This window comes from Pseudorhodoferax sp. Leaf274 (genome assembly GCF_001422445.1).
Classification (GTDB): Bacteria; Pseudomonadota; Gammaproteobacteria; order Burkholderiales; family Burkholderiaceae_C; genus Pseudorhodoferax.
This window is the reverse complement of record NZ_LMNA01000028.1, coordinates 109,527-129,748: the sequence shown is the minus strand read 5'-3', so window position 1 is coordinate 129,748 and position 20,222 is coordinate 109,527. Positions and strand designations below refer to the sequence as shown.

Below are 20,222 nucleotides of genomic sequence, written 5' to 3'. Positions count from 1 at the left end.
ATGAGGCGAACTGGGATGAGGTGACGCTGCGCGTTACATCTGGTCGACCATCACCTGCCCGAAGCCAGAGCACGAGACCTGCGTGGCGCCGTCCATGAGCCTTGCGAAGTCGTAGGTGACCTTCTTGGACAGCACGGCCTGCTCCATCGCGTGGATGATGAGGTCGGCGGCTTCCTTCCAGCCCATGTGCCGCAGCATCATCTCGGCCGACAGGATCAGCGAGCCGGGGTTCACGTAGTCCTTGTCGGCGTACTTGGGCGCGGTGCCGTGCGTGGCCTCGAACACGGCCACGGTGTCCGACATGTTGGCGCCGGGCGCGATGCCCATGCCGCCGACCTGCGCGGCCAGGGCATCGGAGATGTAGTCGCCGTTGAGGTTCAGCGTGGCGATCACGTCGTACTCGGCCGGGCGCATCAGGATCTGCTGCAGGAAGGCATCGGCGATCACGTCCTTGACCATGATCCACTTGCCTGTATCAGGATTCTTGAACCGGCACCACAGGCCGCCGTCGATGCGCTCGGCGCCGAACTCCTTCTCGGCCAGCGCATAGCCCCAGTCACGGAAGGCACCTTCGGTGAACTTCATGATGTTGCCCTTGTGCACCAGCGTGACGCTGTCGCGCTGATGGTCGATGGCGTACTGCAGCGCCTTGCGCACCAGGCGCTCCGTGCCCTCGCGCGAAACCGGCTTGACGCCGATGCCCGAGGTCCCGGGAAAGCGGATGGTGGTGACGCCCATGTCCTTCACCAGGAAGTCGATGAGCTTCCTGGCCTGCTCGGTCTCGGCGGCGAACTCGATGCTGGCGTAGATGTCTTCCGAGTTCTCGCGGAAGGTGACCATGTCGGTCTTCTCCGGCTCCTTGAGCGGCGACGGCACGCCCTTGAAGTACTGAACCGGGCGCAGGCAGACGTACAGGTCCAGCAGCTGGCGCAGCTTGACGTTGAGCGAGCGGATGCCGCCGCCCACCGGCGTGGTGAGCGGGCCCTTGATGGAGACCACGTGCTCGCGCACGGCGGCCACGGTCTCGTCGGGCAGCCAGGCATCGGCGCCGTACAGGCGCGTGGCCTTCTCGCCGGCGTAGACCTCCATCCACTGGATCTGGCGCTGGCCGCCATAGGCCTTGGCCACGGCCGCATCGACCACCTTGCGCATGACCGGCGTGATGTCGCGGCCCACGCCATCGCCCTCGATGAACGGGATGATGGGCTCGTCGGGCACGTTCAGCGAATGGTCGGCGTTGACCGTGATCTTCTGGCCGCGTTCGGGCGGCGCGATGTGCTGGTACATGGTGGGAGGAACTCCGGCGCAGGCTGGGAATCGGGGATGTGGGGACGCGGTGCGCGGCAAGCTTCGCACCGGACGAAAAGCGCGGCGATTCTAGCCCTCGCCCCGGCGCGCCCGCTGGCACGCAGGCGACGGCCCGGCGTGGAAAAATGGCCGCTTCGCCGCCACTGAAAGACCGCTGCCATGCGCCCGTTTTCCCAGCTGTTCCGCCTGCTCGCCCCCCTGCTTCTCGCCAGCTTCGCCGGCGCCGGCCTGGCCCAGGAGGGGCCGCAACTCGACCTGCCGCGCACCCAGCTGGCGGCCGGCATGCACCACCTGGACGTGCAGCTGGCCACCACGCCGCTGCAGCGCCAGATCGGCCTCATGAACCGCAAGGAGATGCCGCAGCACGAGGGCATGCTGTTCATCTTCGAGGAGCCCGGTGTGCAGTGCTTCTGGATGAAGAACACGCTGCTGCCGCTGACGGCCGCCTTCGTCGACGACGCCGGCGTGATCGTCAACCTGGCAGACATGAAGCCGCAGACCACCGATTCGCACTGCTCCGCCAAGCCCGTGCGCTTCGTGCTCGAGATGAACCAAGGCTGGTTCGCCAAGAAGGGCATCAAGGCCGGCTACCAGTTGGCCGGCCAGCCGTTCGCGCCCAAGCGCTGAAGGTTCAGCGTCCCGCCCCCTTCGCCATCGCGGCAAAGCGCGCGTGCAACCAGTCGCGCAGGCTGCGCACGGCCGGTGTCAGCTGCCGGCGCGCCGGCACCACCAGGGCCAGCGGCGAGGGCTCGCCCAGCCAGTGCGGGTTCACATGCACGAGCCGGCCGGCCGCCAGCTCGGCCGCCACGTCCAGCCAGGACTTGTAGGCGATGCCCAGGCCGTCCAGCGCCCAGCGCTTGACGACCTCGCCGTCGTTCGCCGAGCGGCGGCCCTGCACCTGCACCTGCAGCCACTGCCCGTCCACCTGCAGCGGCCAGGCCGGCGGCACTTCGCCACCCAGCATGAAGCGCAGCGCCTCGCGCGCGCCCAGATCCTGCGGCGTGGTTGGGCTGCTGTGTTGCGCCAGGTAGGCCGGCGCGGCCACCAGCACGCGCCGGTTGTCGCTCGCCAGCGGCAGCGCCACCTGCGTGGCCGCGTCGGGCGCGCCATAGCGGATGGCCAGGTCGATCGGCGTGCGCAGCAGGTCGCTGTTGAGGTCGGCCAAGTGCAGGCGCAGCGCCAGGCGTGGGTGGCGCTGCTGGAACTCCTCCAGCCAGGGCAGCAGCACATGCCGGCCCAGGTCTGACGGCAGGGCCAGCTGCAGTTCGCCCTGCAGCGCCTGGTGCTGTGCTTGGGCCGCATCGCGCCCCTGCTGCAGCGCCTGCAGGGCCTGGCGCACATGTGGCAGCAGCCGCTCGCCTTCGGCAGACGGGCGCAGGCTGCGCGTGCTGCGCACGAACAGCGGCACGCCCCACTCGGCCTCCATGCGCTTGACGGCGGCGCTGGCCGCGGCCGGCGACCAGTCCAGCGCGCGGGCTGCCGCCGTGAGGCTGCCGAGCTCGGCCGCGCGCACCAGCAGTTCGAGGTCGGCGATGCGGGTCATCGTTCCATTTTCTTTGAAAGTGAATCGCCCGCCGCATGCTGGTTGCCATGGACGATGCGCGCCACACTGGCGCCACTGCCACCATTTCCAGAAAAATCGCCATGCAAGCCATCGCCTACCAGACCGCACTGCCCATCAGCGACCCGCACGCGCTGCAGGACGTGACCCTGCCCGACCCCACGCCCGGCCCACACGACCTGCTGGTCGAGGTGCGCGCCATCGCCGTGAACCCGGTCGACACCAAGGTGCGCGCCAGCACCAGCGCCGCACCCGGCGGCTGGAAGGTGCTGGGCTGGGATGCCGTGGGCACCGTGCGCGCCATGGGCAGCGCGGTGACGCTGTTCCAGCCGGGCCAGCGCGTGTGGTACGCCGGTGCCATTGACCGCCCGGGCGCCAATGCCGAGCTGCACCTGGTGGACGAGCGCATCGCCGCGCTGGCGCCTGCCAGCCTCACGGACGCCGATGCCGCGGCGTTGCCGCTGACGGCCATCACCGCCTGGGAACTGCTGTTCGACCGCCTGGGCATTGCGCGCGACACCGCGCCCAGCAGTGACAGCCTGCTCGTCGTGGGCGCGGCCGGCGGCGTGGGCTCCATCCTGCTGCAACTGGCGCGCAACCTGACCGGGCTGACCGTCATCGGCACGGCCTCGCGGCCCGAGACGCAGGACTGGGCGCGCAAGCTCGGCGCCCACCACGTGATCGACCACAGCCTCCCGCTGGCCCAGGCGCTGAAGGACGCCGGTCTGCCCGCGCCGCGCTACGTGGTCGGGCTCACGCAGACCGACAGGCACTTCGCGCAGATCGCCGAACTGATCGCGCCGCAGGGCCGCTTCGGCCTGATCGACGATCCCAAGCCGGGCAGCATCGACATCTCATTGCTCAAGCGCAAAGCGGTCTCGCTGCACTGGGAGCTGATGTTCACGCGCTCGCTGTTCCAGACGCCCGACATGGTCGAGCAGCACCGGCTGCTGACCGAGGTGGCCCGCCTGGTCGACGCCGGCGTGCTGCGCTCGACCATCGGCGAGCACTATGGCCGCATCGACGCGGAGAACCTGCGCCGTGCCCATGCCCACATCGAGAGCGGCCAGGCGCGCGGCAAGGTGGTGCTCGAAGGCTTCTGAGAAAGCGGCCGGCGTTTGACGCGGATCAAACGCCGGCGCATCCATGCCCTCGGCCCTGTGCGCCAGTCCGCGTGGCAGGGACAATGCCGGCGCGCATGAACACCCCGCACCCACTGCTGCATGCCGGCCCCAGCGTCGGCTTCGACCAGCCCTTCGAGATGCTGGCAGCCTGCCATGCGCGCATGGACCGCTCGCTCGACCTGCTCGAACGCCTGGGCCACCACCTGCACGCCCATGGCTGCGACGCGCACGCCGCCAGTGCCGCGGCCGACGTGCTGCGCTACTTCGACATCGCCGCGCCGCTGCACCACCAGGACGAGGAACAGCACGTGCTGCCGCTGTTGCGCGCACAAGGCCAGGCCGGCCTGGCCGCGCGGCTGCGCGCCGACCACCAGGTCATGGAGCACGATTGGGCGCGGCTGCGGCCTGACCTGCTCGCCGTCGTCGACGGCAGCCTGGGCGGGAGCGCGCTGCCGCCCGCCGTGGCGCGCTGGACGCAGTTCGCAGCCCTGTACCGGCGGCACCTGGCGGCCGAAGAGGCGCGCGCCTTTCCTGCCGCCAGCGCAGGGCTGACACCGGCGCAGCAAAACACCATGGGCCGGGAGATGGCCAAGCGGCGCGGCATGCAAGCTGCAGGTTGAGACCACCGGACTTGTCCGCCCCGACTCCGGCTGCCGCATGGGCGTGCAGCGGACCGCGCCCCACGAGGCCGGCGCTCCTTGGCCGGTACCGGCAGCGTGCAAGAATTGCTGCAGAAACAGGGAGTACCGATGGGAGCGAAGGCCGACCCGATCGACGCTGGCCGCAGTGCCGCAATCGATGCATTGAAGATGGTTCTGGCAGTGTTTGTGGTGGGGCTGCACACCTCGGTCCTGGCCGAGTACTCGCCCCAGCTGAGCTTCTTCCTGGTCAATGGTTTGTTTCGGGTTGCCGTTCCGATCTTTTTCATCATCAACGGATTTTTCCTGGCGCGCCTGATCGACGACCCTGCGCGATTCGCTTCGTGGGCCAGGCATCTGTTCGGCATGTATGCCATCTGGATGCTGGTGTTCCTGCCGTTCTATCTTCCCGTGAACGGAACCTTCTACGAGTGGCGCGTGTTCTGCGCCACCCTGGCAACGGGCTACTTCCACCTGTGGTACCTCATTGCGGTGCCCCTCGCTGGGTTGCTGTTGTACAAGGTTCGACACTGCGGCACGGTGCTGCTGCTGGGTGTCGCGATGCTCCTGTTCCTTTGCGGCGCGGCTTGGCAGTACATCAGCCTCTACGGCAACCCCGAGCACCCCCTGCTGGAACGACTGGCCCCGTACGAATGGACATGGCGCAACTTCCTGTTCTTCGGGCTGCCGTTCATGACGGCAGGCTATCTGGCTGCCCGGGAAGACTGGCGCCACAAGATCTCCGGCACGGCGTTGGCGATCCTTCTGGCCGTCGGGGCGCTGCTGATGCTGGGAGAGGTTTCACTGGCCTACAGCATGGGCGACCGGAAAATCGACATGCTGCTCACGCTGGTGATCGTGTGTCCCGCCATCTTTCTGGCCGTGGCGCGCCTGCAGTTCTCGGGCGATGGCCGCAGGTTGGCCTTGTTGTCGACGGGCGTCTATCTCATCCATCCGTTGCCCCTGCTCCTCCTGGCGCCGCATGTGCACGCGCATCGAACCGTCCTGTTCGCGTTGTGCCTTGCGGCGGCGCTGGCAGCCGCCCACCTGCTCTCCAAGTCGAAGCCCTGGCTGCGCTGGGCCATCTGACGTCCGAGGACGCCGACCCGGCAATCCCCTGGAGCGTGGGAGCGAGGATTCGAACCTTCAGGCCGCCTGCGTCACCGCCGGCAGCACCCGCTGCACCCATTCGCGGCGGGCCGCGTCGTACTCGCGCGCCATGCGGGCCACCAGGTCGGCCGCGGGTGGTACGTCGCGCAGCACGCCGATGCCCTGGCCGCAGCCCCAGATCTCCTTCCAGGCCTTGGGCTTTTGCCGGTCGGAGCCGAAGTCCATCTTGGACGGATCGCTGGTCGGCAAAGCGTCCGGGTCCATGCCGGCGTTGCGGATCGAGGGCTTGAGGTAGTTGCCGTGCACGCCGGTGATGAGGTTGGTGTGCACGATGTCCTTGGCGCTGCTGTCCACGATCATCTGCTTGTAGCCTTCCACCGCGTTCGCTTCCTCGGTGGCGATGAAGGCCGAGCCGATGTAGGCCAGGTCGGCGCCCAGGGTCTGCGCAGCCAGGATGGCGCGGCCCGAGGCGATGGCGCCCGACAACAGCAGCGGCCCGTCGAACCATTCGCGGATCTCCTGCACCAGCGCGAACGGCGACTGGAAGCCCGCATGCCCGCCCGCGCCCGCGGCCACGGCGATCAGGCCGTCGGCGCCCTTGTCGATCGCCTTGTGTGCGAAGTGGTTGTCGATCACGTCGTGCAGCACGATGCCGCCCCAGGCGTGCACGGCGTCGTTGATCTCGGTGCGCGCGCCGAGCGAGGTGATCACGATGGGCACCTTGAACCTGGCGCAGACCGCCATGTCGTGCTCGAGCCGGTCGTTGGAGCGGTGCACGATCTGGTTGACGGCGAACGGGGCCGAGGGCGCCTCGGGGTGCAGCCGGTCGTGCTCGGCCAGCTCCGTCGTGATGCGCTCCAGCCAGACCTCCAGCTGCTCGGCCGGCCGCGCATTGAGCGCCGGGAACGAGCCCACGATGCCGGCCTTGCATTGGGCGATCACGAGGTCGGGGTTGGAGATGATGAACAGCGGCGAGGCCACGACGGGCAGGCGCAAGCGTTCGGACAGGATGGGCGGCAGGCTCATGGCGGCGGGTCTCCTTCTGGATGGGGCGGTGCAGGCGCGCCGGTGTCGGCGGCTGAACTAGGCACTGTCTAGTTGAGCGCAAGATTAGCACGCAGCCGGCCGGCGCGGCAAGCCCCTGCGGGTCAGCCGCGGGGTTCGCCCGTGGGGCCGCCCGTGGTTCCGGGTGGGAGCGCCAGGCCCGAGAAGGCCAGGAGGCAGAAGCGCACCAGCGCATCGCCGATCTGCTCGATGCTCAGCCGCGGCCCGGTGCGCAGGGGCGCGCCACGGCGGTGCATGCGCAGTGTCGCCAGGCCGTGCACCGCGGCCCAGACGATGTGCGCCAGCTCGTCGTCGCTGAGCAGGTCGGAGCGCGGCGACGGCAGCAGCGGCAGCACCACGCTGCGCAGCAGCGCGAACGAGGCGGTACCGGCCTCGATCAGTTCGGGGTAGTCGTCGCGCCGGCCCAGCAGGGGGCCGAACATGAGCTGGAAGCGCGCCGGATGGGCCTGCGCGAATTCGATGTAGGTCAGCAGCAGCGCACGCAGGCGGGCCCGGCCGTCGGCCGCGTCGACCGTGGCCAGCCGGCGCTGGCGCTGCGAGACCAGGTCGCGGAACCCTTGCGCCGCGATGGCCGCCAACAGGCCGTTCTTGTCGCCGAAGTGGTGGGCCGGGGCGCCCTGCGAGACGCCCGCCAACTTGGCCGTGGCGCGCAGGCTCATGGCGTCGCTGCCCTCGGTGTCCAGCAGGTGCGTGCCCCACTGGATCAGCGACTCGCGCAGGTTGCCGTGGTGCCACTGGCCCTCGGGCTTGACGGCGCGCACGGCCTTGCGGCGTGGGGAAGTGGCAGGCTTGGCGTCGGTCATGGGCGGCGCGATCTTAGGGCAGGCGCCGCCCTTGCCGTCAACTCGCCTCGCAGCTGAAATTGGCCGCGTCCTCGATGTTGCCCGTGCCCTTGTACTTCGCGAACTTGGGGTAGGCGCACAGCGGCCGCGTGCGGTTTGGGAAATAGGCATTGGTGGCGCTGGCGCGCGCGGCGATGGTGTCCGGCGCCACGCCCTTTTCCACCCAGTCCACCATGGCCTGCAGGGAGTCGTAGGTGTCGGTGGCCGGGCCGCCAGAGCAGTGCGCCATGCCCGGCACGAGGAAGTTGCGCGCGAAGCCCTGCGTGGCTGCGATGCCGCCGTTGCTGGCGGCCAGGCGCTCGTAGTAGTCCACGGTGTCCTTGGCCGAGAAGATCGGGTCGGCCATGCCGTGGATGAACAGCAGCTTGCCGCCGCGCGCCTTGTAGGCCGCGAGTTGCGTGTCGCGGTAGGTGTCGTAGACCGTCGAGAAGGCCTCCATGCGCGCCGGGTCGGTGTCGAAGTTGAAGGCCAGCGCGTCGAACGTCGGGTCTGCCGGCGTGAAGAACTCGTTGCGCAGCGCATCCAGCATCAGCGTGATGTAGCGCGAGTTGGGCGTGGCGGTGGTCGAGGTGCCCAGCGTCCAGGCGCGCCAGCCGCTGTCGCGGATGCCCGGGTCCCAGGGTTGGCCGGCGTACAGCGCCTGGCCGGCCGTGTTCTTCGGGCCGCCGAACACCGCCTTGAGCGCGCCGACCTGGGCCGCGCTGATGCAGCTGTCGTTCTTGGCGCCGGTGCACTGGAGCACGGCCGGGTCGAAGCTGCAGGCCCGCGTGTTCTGCACCAGGCCGTCGACGGCACCGTCGCCGGCATCGCAGGCCGCCAGCACAGCGTTGGCCACGAGGTTCAGGTCGCCGTTGGACAGGGCCTGCGACAGCACCGGCTTGCCGTCCGCGCCCAACGGCGCGATGTCGTTGAACTTGCGGTTGTTCCACATCGCGGCCACGGTGGCGCCGCTGGACACGCGCATGGCCGGCGCACCGGCCGTGATGCCGTCGAAGTAGCTCGGAAAGCGCTGCGAGAACATCATGCCCTGGCGCCCTCCGCCCGAGCAGCCGGAGAAGTACGAGTAGTTGGGCGCCTGGCCGTAGCGCCACGCGATCAGCGCCTTGGCCGACTGCGCGGTCTTGTCGTGCGCGTTGTAGGCATGGTCGATGCGCGCCTGCGGATCGGCACCGAAGCTCGCGCTGGTGCCCTGGTGGCCCGCATCGGCGGACACGACCGCATAGCCCTGCCCCAGCGGCGAAGGCGTGCCGATGGAGATGCTGGACGACAGCGAGGTGTCGCGCAGCGTGCCGTCGTTGCCGCCGCCGCCCAGGTACAGGAAGCGGCCGTTCCAGCGGTCCGGCAGGCTCAGCTCGAAGCCGATCGCATAGGGCTTGCCGTCCGTGCCGGTGCGCGCGTCGCGGCTGCCGGTGACCACGCAGTGCCCGCCCAGGTAGTCGCCGCTGGTCAGCGTGCCGGGGCGGCGCGTGCCGTCTGCCACATAGCGCGTCGTCAGCGTGGTGGCGGGCAGGCCGGACTTGGTCACCATGTCGGCGCAGGCGGCTTCGGCGGCCTTGGCGTCCAGTTCCAGCAGCGATGCGCCGCTGCCCCCGCCGCAACCGGCCAGCAAGGCCAGCGCGAACGTGGACAGCGGAAAGGCGATGTGCGTGTTCTTCATCTACGTGTCTCCTCTTTTTGGAAAACTGTCAGTCGGCCTTGAAGCCCGTTGCGGCGACGGCCTTGCCCCACTTGGCGGTGTCCGCGGCGATGACGCTGGCGAACTCCTGCTGCGTGGTGCCGGTGACGCGGAAGCCCGCGTCCTCCATCTTCTTCTGTCCATCCGGCGAGTGCATGGCACGCACGATGTCGGCGTTGAGCTTGGCCACGACCTCGGGCGGCGTCTTCGCGGGCGCCACGATGCCGAACCAGGAGTTGAACTCCAGGTTGGCGTAGCCCTGCTCCTTGAAGGTCGGCACGTCCGGCAAGGCCGCCGTGCGCTGCCCGCCCGTGCTGGCCAGCGCGACCAGCTTGCCCGACTTGACGTTGGGCGCGGCCAGGCCGGCACTGGCGAACACACCCGACACGTCGCCGCCGAAGATGCCGCTCATGGCGTCGCCGGTGCTCTTGTAGTGCACGGGCTCGGGCTTGATGCCGATGGCGTCGCCGAACATGAAGGCGCCGAAGTGGCCAGGCGTGCCGGCGCCGAAGGTAGCCATGAACATGCCCTTTTGCTGGCGTGTCCAGTCCACGTACTCCTTGACGTTCTTCGCAGGCACCTTCGCAGGGTTGACGAGCAGGATGAAATCGGCCGTCACGACCTGCGACACCGGCACGAAGTCGCGCGCGGGGTCGTAGGGCAGCTTGTTGTAGCTGCTGGGCGCGATGCTGAGCTGGCCGGTTTCGCCCAGCATCAGCGTGTAGCCGTCGGGCGCGGCGCGCGCGGCTTCCGAAGCCGCGATCAGGCCGGCCGCGCCGGGCTTGTTGTCGACGATCACGCCGAGGTTGCCCCAGCCCTCGGACAGCTTCTGCGCCAGCAGCCGTGCCACGATGTCGGGGCCGGTGCCGGCCGGAAAGCCGACGATGATGCGCACCGGCTTGCTGGGATAGGCCGGGGCCTGGGCCAGGGCGGCAAACGGGACGAGCGCGGCGGCGCACAGCGCCAGGCGGCGGGTGAAGTTCATGGCATGTCTCCTTGGAATGGTCGAAAGGTTCAGTCGAGCGCGAAGAAGCGCATCACGACGCAGTCGGGCCGGCGCACGCCGCTGCCCACGAACAAGCGTTCGTTGATCCAGCCGAGCGCCTTCGATGCGGTCTCGAAGCGTGGCTGGCATCGGAAGTAGATCTGGCCGGGGTCGACCGGCTCGCCGCGCGCAATGCGCTGCATGAGCGCGGGCGGGCCGCTGCGCACGGCCTGGTTCTGCACGAAGACGAGGTCGCCACCGTCGGTCTCGACCACGTAGCGCGCGTCGAGTTCGGCATAGCCCTCGTTCACGATGAGCTGGAAATCGGCGCCGCCGGGCAGCACGCGGCCGCTCCAGCCCTCGCCCTGCACGGTGCCGCCCAGGATGGGAATCACACGGCGCACGCCGTGCGGCACGGGGCCGACCACCTGGGGTTCGGCCACCTCGACGGCGAAACCGGCGAACGGCCGCAGCTGCGGCGCACTGATCGAAGCGGAATCCATGGCTTGTGAAGATGGCGTGGCGGGTTGGAATGAAAGATCGGACGAACGGGGCGGACGCACGGATCGGGATCGGAGTAACAATCGGCGCCGAGCGTAAATCCGCCGTGCGGCGGCGCCTGTCATCCCAGAGGATGACGGGAGAACCAGGAGACGAACCATGCGCAAATGGGCCCCCGACAGCTGGCAGCCAGGCACACCCGCAGCCGGTGTCGCCACCGCCGTGGGCGCCATGGTCGAGCGACTGGGCGAAGACGACTTCGGCGCCCGGCTGCTGCAGCAGCTGCACCCCACCCTGCCGGCTGCGTCCTGGTCGGTCTACCAGGTCGGGCCGGGCTGCGCGCCGCGGCTGTACCTTTCGGCCAGCCTGGGCATTCCGGACACCACGCGCGCCTGCTGGAACGCCTACCTATCGGGCCCCGTGCGCCAGGACCGCAGCCTGGGCTTCGACGGCGCGCCGGCGCAACGCACGCAGCTGTGCCACATCACGGCGCGCGAGGTGGCCGACGAGCACCGCGCCCGCGTCTACGAGGCACATGGCATGGCCGAGCGCGTGTCCATCGTGCAGCACGGCGAGGACGATGCGCTGTTCGCCGTCAACTTCTACCGGCATGCGCACCAGCGCGCGCTGAGCGATGCGCAGATCGGCGATTTCGAGCAGCTGGCCCCTGCGCTGCTGGCACTGGCGCGCAAGCAGGTCGCGCTGCGCGGGCCGGCACCGGAGCCGCAGCGCTCGCCCGAGGCCCTGCGCCAGCGGCTGCTGCAGGTCAACGGCGAACTCACCGTGCGCGAGCTGGACGTGTGCACCCGGCTGTTGCGCGGCATGACACAGGACGGCATCGCGGCCGACCTCGCGCTGTCCGTGCCGACCGTCAAGACCTACCGCAACCGTGCGTTCGCGCGGCTGGGCATCCACTTCCGCAACGAGCTGTTCGCGCTCGTGCTCGAACGCGAAGCCGGCTGAGCTTCAGGCCGGGCGCGCGCGCAGCAGGCGCAGCCCGTTGGCCACCACCAGCAGCGTGGCCCCCATGTCGGCGAACACGGCCATCCACATGGTGGCCGTGCCCAGCAGCGCCAGCACCATGAACACCGACTTGATGCCCAGCGCGAGCACGATGTTCTGCCACAGCACGGCGTGCGTGCGGCGCGACAACCGGATGGTCTCGGGGATGCGGCGCAGGTCGTCGTTCATGATGACCACGTCGGCCGCTTCCATGGCCACGTCGGTGCCGGCGCCGCCCATGGCGAAGCCGATCTCGGCGCGCGCGAGCGCCGGTGCGTCGTTGATGCCGTCGCCCGTCATGGCGGTGGGGCCGTGGCGGCGCTGCAAGGCCTCGATGGCGGCCAGCTTGTCTTCGGGCAGCAGGTTGCCCTGCACCTCCGCGATGCCGGCCTCGCGCGCCACGGTCTGCGCCGTGGCGAGGTTGTCGCCGGTCAGCATGACGGGCACCACGCCCAGGCGCTTGAGCTCGGCCACGGCCTCGCGCGAGCTGTCCTTGATGGTGTCGGCCACGGCGAACAACGCCAGCACGCCGCTGGCATCGGCCAGCAGCGTGAGCGTGCGGCCCTGCGCTTCGTGCGTGCGCAGCAGTGCTTCCAGGCCCGCGCCGCACTGGCCGCGTTCCTCGACGAGGCGGTGGTTGCCCAGCACGAACTCGCGACCGCCGATGCGGCCCTGCACGCCACGGCCGGGCAAGGCGCGGAAGTCGTCGACCGGCAGCGGTGCGGCGTCATGCCCCTGTGCCGAATCCTGCGCGGACTCCTGGGCCGACGCCTGGGCCAGCCCCTGTGTGATCGCGCGCGAGACCGGGTGGTCCGAGCGCGCAGCGAGCGCTGCGGCCAGTCCGGCCAGCGTCTTGCGGTCCGCGCCCAGCGCTTCCCAGTGCACGAGCTGCGGTTTGCCGGCGGTGATGGTGCCGGTCTTGTCCAGCGCGATGGCCTTGAGCAGGCGCGCGTTCTCCAGGTGGCTGCCGCCCTTGACCAGGATGCCGCGCCGCGCAGCCGCGGCCAGCGCACTGACGACGGTGACCGGCGTGGCGATCACGAGCGCGCAGGGGCAGGCCACGACGAGCAGCACCAGCGCCTTGTAGATGGCGTCCAGCCAAGCCATGCCGAACAGCAGCGGCCCGCCCAGCGCCACGGCCAGCGCCAGCGCGAACACGGCCGGCGTGTAGATGGCGGCGAAACGGTCGACGAAGCGCTGCGTGGGCGCCCGCGTGGCTTGGGCCTGCTCGACGGCGTGGATGATGCGCGACAGCTGCGTGTCGCCCGCAGCGGCCGTCACACGGAACTGCAGGGCGCCCTCGGCGTTGACGGTGCCGGCGAACACGGTGTCGCCCGGGCCTTTGTCCACCGGCAGGCTCTCGCCCGTCACGGGCGACTGGTCGATGCTGCTGCGGCCTTCGGTCACGGTGCCATCGAGCGGCACGCGCTCGCCAGGGCGGATGCGGACGACGGCGTCCAGCGGCACCTCGGCCGCAGGCTGGGCGCGCCAGCTGCCGTCGGGCTGCAGCACCTCGGCCTGCCCGGGCGCTAGCGCCAGCAGGCCCGCGATGGCGTTGCGCGCACGGTCGGCAGCGCGCGCCTCGATGAGTTCGGCGATGGCGTACAGCGCCATGACCATGGCGGCCTCGGGCCACTGGCCGATCAGGAAGGCGCCCGTCACGGCCACGCTCATGAGCGCGTTGATGTTCAGACGGCCGCGACGCAGCGCGGCAAAGCCCTGCGTGTAGGTCTCCACGCCCGACAGGCCGATGGCCACGGCAGCCACGGCCAGACCCAGCGCCTTGGACCAGAGCGCATCGCCGGCCATGAAATGCAGCAGCTCGGCCGCGATGGCGAACCCCAGCGCCGCGGCCAGGCGGCCCACGCCCGGGCCCGCACCGTGGTCATGGTCGTGCAGATGGCCGCCGTCCTCGTCGTGAGGATCGTGGTGGTCGTGGCCTTCGTGGCCGTGCGCTTGGCCAGGCGTGTGGGCGTGGCCCGTGTGTGCGGCCTGCGCGCGTGGCGCGGGTTCGGAACAGCAATGCTTCATGCGGTGTCTTTCCTCGGTTGCAGGCATTGGAAACCCTGAAGCCGCTGTAGAGTCAAGCGCCATGAAGATCGGACAACTCGCCACCGCCACCGACACGTCGGTCGAAACCATCCGCTACTACGAACGCGCCGGCCTGTTGCCGGCCGCGCCGCGCACCGAGGGCAACTACCGCGACTATGCGCAGGCCCATGTGCAGCGCCTGTCCTTCATCCGGCATTGCCGCGCGCTGGACATGGCGCTGGACGAGATCCGCACGCTGCTGCAGTTCCAGGACGCGCCGGGCGGCGATTGCGGCGGCGTCAATGCGCTGCTGGACGCCCACATCGGCCATGTGGCGCTGCGCATCCGCGAGCTGCGCGCGCTCGAACGCCAGCTGCAGGCCTTGCGCAGCCAGTGCCACGAAGCCCAGGCCACCGGAGACTGCGGCATCCTCAGGAGCCTGGCCGAGGAGCCTGCGCCGACCGTGCAGGCATGGCCGCGGCATGTGCACGGCGCGCACTGAATTGCCACCTTTGGCAGCTTGGTGACACCGGGCCCGGCGCCATCGTGGGAAGATCGCCGGCCGATTTTTCTTACCAGCAGGAGCAACAACATGGGTCGTGAAGTCGTCGTCGTCAGCGGTGTGCGCACCGCCATTGGTACCTTCGGGGGCAGCCTCAAGGACGTGCCGCCCACGCAGCTGGGCGCGCTGGTCGTGCGCGAGTCGCTGGCACGCGCCAAGGTCGAGGGCAAGGACGTAGGCCATGTGGTCTTCGGCCACGTCGTCAACACCGAGCCGCGCGACATGTACCTCTCGCGCGTGGCCGCGCTCGAGGGCGGCTGCGGCGAGGACACGCCTGCATTCAACGTCAACCGCCTGTGCGGCTCGGGCCTGCAGGCCATCGTCTCGGCCGCGCAGTCCATCCTGCTGGGCGACACGGACATCGCCATCGGCGCCGGCGCCGAGAGCATGAGCCGCGCCCCCTACGCCTCGCTCAACGCACGCTGGGGCGCCCGCATGGGCGACACCAAGCTCGTGGACATGATGGTCGGCGCGCTGCACGACCCCTTCCACACCATCCACATGGGCGTGACGGCCGAGAACATCGCCGCCAAGTGGGGCATCACGCGCAGCGACCAGGACGGCCTGGCCGTCGAGAGCCACCGCCGCGCCGCCAAGGCCAGCGCCGCGGGCTACTTCAAGGAGCAGATCGTCCCGGTGGTCTCCAAGGGCCGCAAGGGCGATGTGGTGTTCGACACCGATGAGCATTTCCGTGCCGACGCCACCGTGGAAGACATGGCCAAGCTCAAGCCCGTGTTCGTCAAGGAGAACGGCACGGTCACGGCCGGCAACGCCTCGGGCCTGAACGACGCGGCCGCCGCCGTGGTGCTGATGGAGGCCTCGGTGGCCAAGGCCCGCGGCCTGGCACCGCTGGCGCGCCTGGTCGGCTATGCCCATGCCGGCGTGGACCCCAAGTACATGGGCATCGGCCCGGTGCCGGCCAGCAAGAAGCTGCTGGAGAAGCTCGGCCTGAAGGTCTCGGACCTGGACGTGATCGAGGCCAACGAAGCCTTCGCGGCCCAGGCCTGCGCCGTCACCAAGGACCTGGGCCTGGACCCGGCCAAGGTCAACCCGAACGGCTCGGGCATCTCGCTGGGCCACCCGATCGGCGCCACCGGCGCCGTGATCACGGTCAAGGCGCTGCACGAGCTGCAGCGCGTGGGCGGCCGCTACGCGCTCGTCACCATGTGCATCGGCGGCGGCCAGGGCATCGCCGCCGTGTTCGAGCGGATCTGACCGGTCGTGAGGGGCTGTCCGCAGCGCCTTAATGCACGGAGCGGGCGCCGGCGGCCCAGTGGCGCGCGCGCAGCGCCTTCTTGTCGATCTTGCCCAGGGCGGTCTGCGGCAGCGCGTCGATGAACTCCACGCGCTTGGGCGCGGCCACCGCGCCCTTGGCGGCGCGCACGGCCGCCACCAGGGCGTCTGCCGATGGCGCAGCGCCCGGCTTGGGCTGCACATAGGCCAGCACCAGCTCGCCCCATTTCTCGTCGGGAATGCCGATCACGGCGGCGGCCGCCACGCCGGGCTCGGCGCACAGCGCATCCTCGATCTCCTTGGGATAGACGTTGAAGCCGCCCGAGATGATCAGGTCCTTCATGCGGTCGACGATGTAGTACAGGCCGTCGGCGCCCCGGTAGGCCACGTCGCCCGTGTGCAGCCAGCCGCCAGCCAGCGCGGCAGCGGTCTCGGCCGGGTTGTCCAGGTAGCCCGACATCACGAGCGGGCCGCGCACGCAGATCTCGCCGCGCTCGCCGTCGGCCACGGGTGCGCCCTGTGCATCGAGCAGCGCCAGCTGCATGAGGGGATACGGCCGCCCGGCGGCCGTGAGCTGCGCGTCGGTCAGCCGCGCATGGTCTTGCCGGTCCAGGATCAGGATGTCGTTGGGCGATTCGGTCTGGCCATAGCTCTGCACCAGCACCGGTCCGCAGATGTCCAGCGCCTGGCGGATGCGGGCCGGCGAGGCCGGCGCTGCGCTGTAGATCAGCGTATGGAATGCGCCCCAGTCGACCTCGCGCACGCGCGGGCTGTCCAGCAGCGCATAGAGCATGGTCGGCACCAGCCAGGAGAGGTTGCAGCGGTACTTCGCCACGGCATCGACAAAGCTGCCGGCCGCAAAGCCGCGCAGCAGCGTCACGCAGCCGCCGCGCACCAGCGTGGGCACCACCAGCGAGCCGCCGCCGTGCGAGATGGGCGCCGGGCACACGTAGCGCACTTCCTGCGGCCAGTCCTTGACGGCCAGGTCCAGCACCGCGTTGGTGGCCAGGGCGCGGTTGGTCAGCATCACGCCCTTGGGGCGGCCGGTGGTGCCGCCGGTGTAGGCCAGGCGCACGACGGTCTCGGCGTCGCCGTGCGCCACCAGCGGCTGCGGCGCAAGGTCCTGCACCGCCTGCAGCAGGTCGCCGAAGCCGTCGATGGCGCCCAGGGACAGCCAGGTCTGCACCTGGCCGCACTGCGCGCGCAGCGCGTGGCCGCGCGCCTGGTGGTGGCTGTCGACGATGACCGTGCGGGCGCCGCTGTGGCCCAGGATGTAGGCATGGTCGGCCTCGCTGCCCAGCGCGTGCAGCGTGACCGAGCGCAGGCCGCGCAGGTAGACGGCAGCGACCACCGCGAACACTTCCCAGCGGTTCACGGCCAGTTGGGCCACGGTGTCGCCGGGCTTGAGGCCCAGCCGGTCGAAGTGCTGGGCGATGCGGCTGATGGCCTGGCCCAGTTCGGCGTAGCGGACCGTGGCCTCGTCGTTGGCGAAGGCCGGCCGCTCGGGGTATTTGGCGATGGCGGCGACGATGAGGTCGGCGACGGTGCCGCCGCGCAGGGCCTCGGGTGGAACGTGCATGGAGTCTCCGTGGAAATCGCTCCGCATTCTGCGGGCCGCAGGCCTAGCCGCATGTCGCCTGTGCTTGGCCTGCTAGATTCTCGGCTCCTGGCTTTGGGGAGACAGCATGGAGGCAGAGCGGACCGCGGCACCCGGCGGCGGCTGGCGCGCGGGCTTGGCCGTGGGCGCGGGTTTCGGCGTGGGCGCATTCGCGCTGGCCGTCGGCTTCGGTGCGGCCGCGGTCGCCCAGGGCTGGCCGGCCTGGCTGGCCACGCTCATGTCGGCCATCGTGTTCGCGGGCGGCGCGCAGTTCGCGCTGGTCATGGCCTTCGCCGGTGGCGGCATGTCGGCCGCGCTGGGGGCGGCGACGCTGATCAACCTGCGCTTCATCCCGATGGCGCTGACGTCCGAATTCAAGGGCGGGCCGTGGCGCCGCTCGCTCGAAGCGCAGGCCGTGGTCGATGCATCCTGGGCTGCCGCGCGCCGGCCCGATGGCAGCGTGGACCGCACCAAGATGCTGGGGGCCACGCTGGCACAGTGGCCCGCCTGGGTCGTCGGCACCGCCCTGGGCGCGTATCTCGCGCCCGCGCCCGCATTGGCGCGCGCGATCGGCCTGGACCTCGTCTTCCCGGGCTTCTTCCTGGTGTTCGTGCTCGACATCCTGCGCAGCGAACCGCGGCGGCGCGGCACCGTCGCGCTGGCCGTGCTCATCACGGCGGGCATGTGCTGGCTCGTGCCGCCCGGCGTGGCGCTGATGGCCGCCAGCGCCGCCGCCCTGCCCATGCTGCTGCGCGGCGGGGCGGCGCCGTGAGCACGATGCTGTGGACCGTGCTGGCGTTCGCGGCGATCAACTATGCGATCAAGGCCATCGGCCCGGTGCTGCTGCACGGGCGCCGCTTCCCGCCGCGCGTGGCGGCCTTCGTCGATGCACTGCCGGCCGCGCTGCTGGCCGGCATGCTGGCCAGTTCGGTGGTGGGCGCGTCCGGCCGCGGGCTGGACCCGACCGTGCTGGGCGGACTGGCGACGGTGGCCGTGGCCTGGTCCCTGCGGGCGGGCCAGTTCGGCAGCGTGCTGCTGGGCGTGCTGGCCACGGCAGGGCTGCGGCACGTCGGCTGATGCACGCCGTCGGTCGAGAGCAGGTTTTCCCGCTCCAACGCGGCGGGATCGACATGTTCTCCACAGTAGAATGCGCGCCGCGCGGGTGTAGTTCAATGGTAGAACGGCAGCTTCCCAAGCTTCATACGAGGGTTCGATTCCCTTCACCCGCTCCACTCCATGCCGTGTTGCCGCAGCACGGCGCAGCAGGCCAACGAGCCGCCTGTCAGCAGACAAGCGCTACGACGACGTAGCGACTTCCATCACTCGATTCTTCACGTTGCGATGCCGCGATGGTGAGCGCATAAGCCGCCATGGCAGTGCGCCGGTCGCCTGACGGCGCATGGGTCAGGGGCAGCGCCGCATGACGTTCGCAGATGTACAGGCTGTACTTCTTCTCGACGCAACAGATGGATCGCGTCGGCTGCAGCGCCAACGAAAAACGGGCCCGAAGGCCCGTCTTTGCTTGTTGTTTGGCGGAAACGGAGGGATTCGAACCCTCGATGAGGCTCTACACCCCATACTCCCTTAGCAGGGGAGCACCTTCGGCCACTCGGTCACGTTTCCTGGAAAACCCGCGCATTATGGCACGGATTCAAGCCGAATCAGGCCGCGGCGGGCTGATCCAGATCGAAAACCCGGTGCAACGCGCGCACCGCGAGTTCCATGTACTTCTCGTCGAGCACGACCGAGGTCTTGATCTCGCTGGTGGAGATCATCTGGATGTTGATGCCCTCTTCCGACAGGCAGCGGAACATCTTGCTGGCCACGCCCACATGGCTGCGCATGCCGATGCCGACGATGCTGACCTTGCAGATCTTGGCGTCGCCCACGACCTCCTGCACGCCCAGGCCGGGCAGGACCTTTTCCTTCAGCAGGTCGATCGTCTTCGCGTAGTCGTTGCGGTGGACGGTGAAGCTGAAGTCGGTCTTGCCGTCCTTGCTGACGTTCTGGATGATGACGTCGACCTCGATGTTGGCGTCGGCCACGGCGCCCAGGATCTGGTAGGCGATGCCGGGCTTGTCCGGCACGCCCAGGATGGAGATCTTGGCTTCGTCGCGGTTGAACGCGATGCCCGACACGATGGCTTGTTCCATTTGCTCGTCTTCCTCGAAAGTGATCAGCGTGCCCGACTTGGCTTCCTCGTCCAGGTCGATGTCCCAGGGCGTGAAGCTGGACAGCACGCGCAGCGGCACCTTGTACTTGCCGGCGAATTCCACGGAGCGGATCTGCAGCACCTTGGAGCCCATGGAGGCCATCTCCAGCATCTCCTCGAAGCTGACGGTCTGCAGCCGGCGTGCCTCGGGCACGACGCGCGGGTCGGTGGTGTAGACGCCATCGACGTCGGTGTAGATCAGGCACTCCTGCGCCTTCAGTGCGGCGGCCACGGCCACGGCCGAGGTGTCGCTGCCGCCGCGGCCCAGCGTGGTGATGTTGTCGCGCTCGTCCACGCCCTGGAAGCCGGTGACGATGACGACCTTGCCGGCCTTCAGGTCGGCGCGCACGCGGTCGTCCTCGATGGATTCGATGCGGGCCTTGGTGTAGGCGCTGTTGGTGCGGATCGGCACCTGCCAGCCGGCATAGCTGACCGACTGCACGCCCTCGGATTGCAGCGCGATGGCCAGCAGCGCGGAAGAGGCCTGCTCTCCGGTCGCGGCCAGCATGTCGAGTTCGCGGTGGTAGGCATCGGCAGGCCTGGCCGGTGCCAACTCCTTGGCCAGGCCCAGCAGCCGGTTGGTTTCCCCGCTCATGGCGCTGGGAACCACCACCATCTGGTGACCGGCGCGGGCCCACTTGGCCACGCGCTTGGCGACGTTGCGGATGCGCTCGGTCGAGCCCATCGACGTGCCGCCGTATTTATGAACGATGAGTGCCATGGATAGTGGCAGGAGGCGCCTTGTCCGGGCTCGGCTGTCGGCCGGCTGCGCCCCT

At 69.7% G+C, this 20,222-nt stretch carries 19 protein-coding genes and 2 tRNA genes; 10 read left to right on the top strand and 11 right to left on the bottom strand.

The window, feature by feature from the left end; all coding sequences use genetic code 11:
• Window positions 1–33: 33 nt before the first annotated feature.
• Window positions 34–1,287, bottom strand: a complete 1,254-nt coding sequence (gene icd / locus ASF44_RS24490) for an NADP-dependent isocitrate dehydrogenase (RefSeq protein ID WP_056901870.1) — start codon at window positions 1,285–1,287, stop codon at window positions 34–36.
• Between the two features lie 180 nt (window positions 1,288–1,467).
• Here icd and ASF44_RS24485 point away from each other — a divergent pair, with 180 nt between their 5' ends.
• Window positions 1,468–1,935, top strand: a complete 468-nt coding sequence (locus tag ASF44_RS24485) for a DUF192 domain-containing protein (protein ID WP_082525019.1) — start codon at window positions 1,468–1,470, stop codon at window positions 1,933–1,935.
• 4 nt (window positions 1,936–1,939) lie between these two features.
• On the opposite strand, the gene ASF44_RS24480 is transcribed toward ASF44_RS24485, so the two are convergent.
• Entirely contained in the window at window positions 1,940–2,851 is a 912-nt protein-coding gene (locus ASF44_RS24480; RefSeq protein WP_056901869.1) for a LysR family transcriptional regulator, read from the bottom strand.
• A 101-nt stretch (window positions 2,852–2,952) separates the two neighbouring features.
• Here ASF44_RS24480 and ASF44_RS24475 point away from each other — a divergent pair, with 101 nt between their 5' ends.
• The 3 genes from ASF44_RS24475 to ASF44_RS24465 all read left to right on the top strand — a co-directional run bounded on the left by ASF44_RS24475 (window position 2,953) and on the right by ASF44_RS24465 (window position 5,720).
• Window positions 2,953–3,972 (top strand): zinc-binding alcohol dehydrogenase family protein, encoded by a 1,020-nt coding sequence (locus tag ASF44_RS24475; protein ID WP_056902040.1) that lies wholly within the window; start codon window positions 2,953–2,955, stop codon window positions 3,970–3,972.
• Between the two features lie 95 nt (window positions 3,973–4,067).
• Window positions 4,068–4,613: a hemerythrin domain-containing protein gene (locus ASF44_RS24470; RefSeq protein WP_056901868.1), complete on the top strand. Its 546-nt coding sequence runs from the start codon at window positions 4,068–4,070 to the stop codon at window positions 4,611–4,613.
• 129 nt (window positions 4,614–4,742) lie between these two features.
• Complete coding sequence (locus ASF44_RS24465) at window positions 4,743–5,720, top strand: acyltransferase (RefSeq protein WP_082525017.1); 978 nt, start codon at window positions 4,743–4,745, stop codon at window positions 5,718–5,720.
• Between the two features lie 57 nt (window positions 5,721–5,777).
• Here ASF44_RS24465 and ASF44_RS24460 read toward each other — a convergent pair whose 3' ends face one another.
• The 5 genes from ASF44_RS24460 to ASF44_RS24440 all read right to left on the bottom strand — a co-directional run bounded on the left by ASF44_RS24460 (window position 5,778) and on the right by ASF44_RS24440 (window position 10,811).
• Complete coding sequence (locus tag ASF44_RS24460) at window positions 5,778–6,767, bottom strand: nitronate monooxygenase family protein (protein WP_056901866.1); 990 nt, start codon at window positions 6,765–6,767, stop codon at window positions 5,778–5,780.
• Window positions 6,768–6,889: 122 nt separating this feature from the next.
• A complete protein-coding gene (locus ASF44_RS24455; protein ID WP_056901865.1) occupies window positions 6,890–7,609 on the bottom strand; it encodes a TetR/AcrR family transcriptional regulator in 720 nt (239 codons plus the stop codon).
• A gap of 37 nt (window positions 7,610–7,646) precedes the next feature.
• On the bottom strand, window positions 7,647–9,305 hold the full coding sequence (locus tag ASF44_RS24450) for a DUF6351 family protein (protein ID WP_056901864.1): 1,659 nt from the start codon (window positions 9,303–9,305) through the stop codon (window positions 7,647–7,649).
• Window positions 9,306–9,333: 28 nt separating this feature from the next.
• The gene (locus ASF44_RS24445) at window positions 9,334–10,308 is read right to left on the bottom strand and encodes a tripartite tricarboxylate transporter substrate binding protein (protein WP_056901863.1); all 975 of its coding nucleotides are present in this window, start codon (window positions 10,306–10,308) and stop codon (window positions 9,334–9,336) included.
• 29 nt (window positions 10,309–10,337) lie between these two features.
• Window positions 10,338–10,811: a DUF3237 domain-containing protein gene (locus ASF44_RS24440; RefSeq protein WP_056901862.1), complete on the bottom strand. Its 474-nt coding sequence runs from the start codon at window positions 10,809–10,811 to the stop codon at window positions 10,338–10,340.
• 157 nt (window positions 10,812–10,968) lie between these two features.
• Here ASF44_RS24440 and ASF44_RS24435 point away from each other — a divergent pair, with 157 nt between their 5' ends.
• The gene (locus tag ASF44_RS24435) at window positions 10,969–11,772 is read left to right on the top strand and encodes a helix-turn-helix transcriptional regulator (protein ID WP_235579342.1); all 804 of its coding nucleotides are present in this window, start codon (window positions 10,969–10,971) and stop codon (window positions 11,770–11,772) included.
• Between the two features lie 3 nt (window positions 11,773–11,775).
• On the opposite strand, the gene ASF44_RS24430 is transcribed toward ASF44_RS24435, so the two are convergent.
• Window positions 11,776–13,842, bottom strand: a complete 2,067-nt coding sequence (locus ASF44_RS24430; RefSeq protein ID WP_235579340.1) for a heavy metal translocating P-type ATPase — start codon at window positions 13,840–13,842, stop codon at window positions 11,776–11,778.
• Between the two features lie 61 nt (window positions 13,843–13,903).
• Here ASF44_RS24430 and cadR point away from each other — a divergent pair, with 61 nt between their 5' ends.
• Both cadR and bktB read left to right on the top strand, forming a co-directional pair.
• Complete coding sequence (gene cadR / locus ASF44_RS24425; protein ID WP_056901861.1) at window positions 13,904–14,344, top strand: Cd(II)/Pb(II)-responsive transcriptional regulator; 441 nt, start codon at window positions 13,904–13,906, stop codon at window positions 14,342–14,344.
• A 90-nt stretch (window positions 14,345–14,434) separates the two neighbouring features.
• Window positions 14,435–15,619 (top strand): beta-ketothiolase BktB, encoded by a 1,185-nt coding sequence (gene bktB / locus ASF44_RS24420; RefSeq protein ID WP_056901860.1) that lies wholly within the window; start codon window positions 14,435–14,437, stop codon window positions 15,617–15,619.
• A gap of 28 nt (window positions 15,620–15,647) precedes the next feature.
• On the opposite strand, the gene ASF44_RS24415 is transcribed toward bktB, so the two are convergent.
• Window positions 15,648–17,216, bottom strand: coding sequence for an AMP-binding protein (locus ASF44_RS24415; protein ID WP_235579339.1), 1,569 nt, complete (start codon window positions 17,214–17,216; stop codon window positions 15,648–15,650).
• A gap of 106 nt (window positions 17,217–17,322) precedes the next feature.
• Here ASF44_RS24415 and ASF44_RS24410 point away from each other — a divergent pair, with 106 nt between their 5' ends.
• The 3 genes from ASF44_RS24410 to ASF44_RS24400 all read left to right on the top strand — a co-directional run bounded on the left by ASF44_RS24410 (window position 17,323) and on the right by ASF44_RS24400 (window position 18,466).
• On the top strand, window positions 17,323–18,006 hold the full coding sequence (locus tag ASF44_RS24410) for an AzlC family ABC transporter permease (protein WP_056901858.1): 684 nt from the start codon (window positions 17,323–17,325) through the stop codon (window positions 18,004–18,006).
• A 5-nt stretch (window positions 18,007–18,011) separates the two neighbouring features.
• Complete coding sequence (locus ASF44_RS24405) at window positions 18,012–18,311, top strand: AzlD domain-containing protein (protein ID WP_235579352.1); 300 nt, start codon at window positions 18,012–18,014, stop codon at window positions 18,309–18,311.
• An 81-nt stretch (window positions 18,312–18,392) separates the two neighbouring features.
• Window positions 18,393–18,466 (top strand) — tRNA-Gly (locus ASF44_RS24400).
• 298 nt (window positions 18,467–18,764) lie between these two features.
• Here the strand turns inward: ASF44_RS24400 and ASF44_RS24395 are convergent.
• Window positions 18,765–18,857, bottom strand: a tRNA-Ser gene (locus ASF44_RS24395).
• A 38-nt stretch (window positions 18,858–18,895) separates the two neighbouring features.
• Window positions 18,896–20,167, bottom strand: a complete 1,272-nt coding sequence (locus ASF44_RS24390; protein ID WP_056901856.1) for an aspartate kinase — start codon at window positions 20,165–20,167, stop codon at window positions 18,896–18,898.
• Window positions 20,168–20,222: the final 55 nt, after the last annotated feature.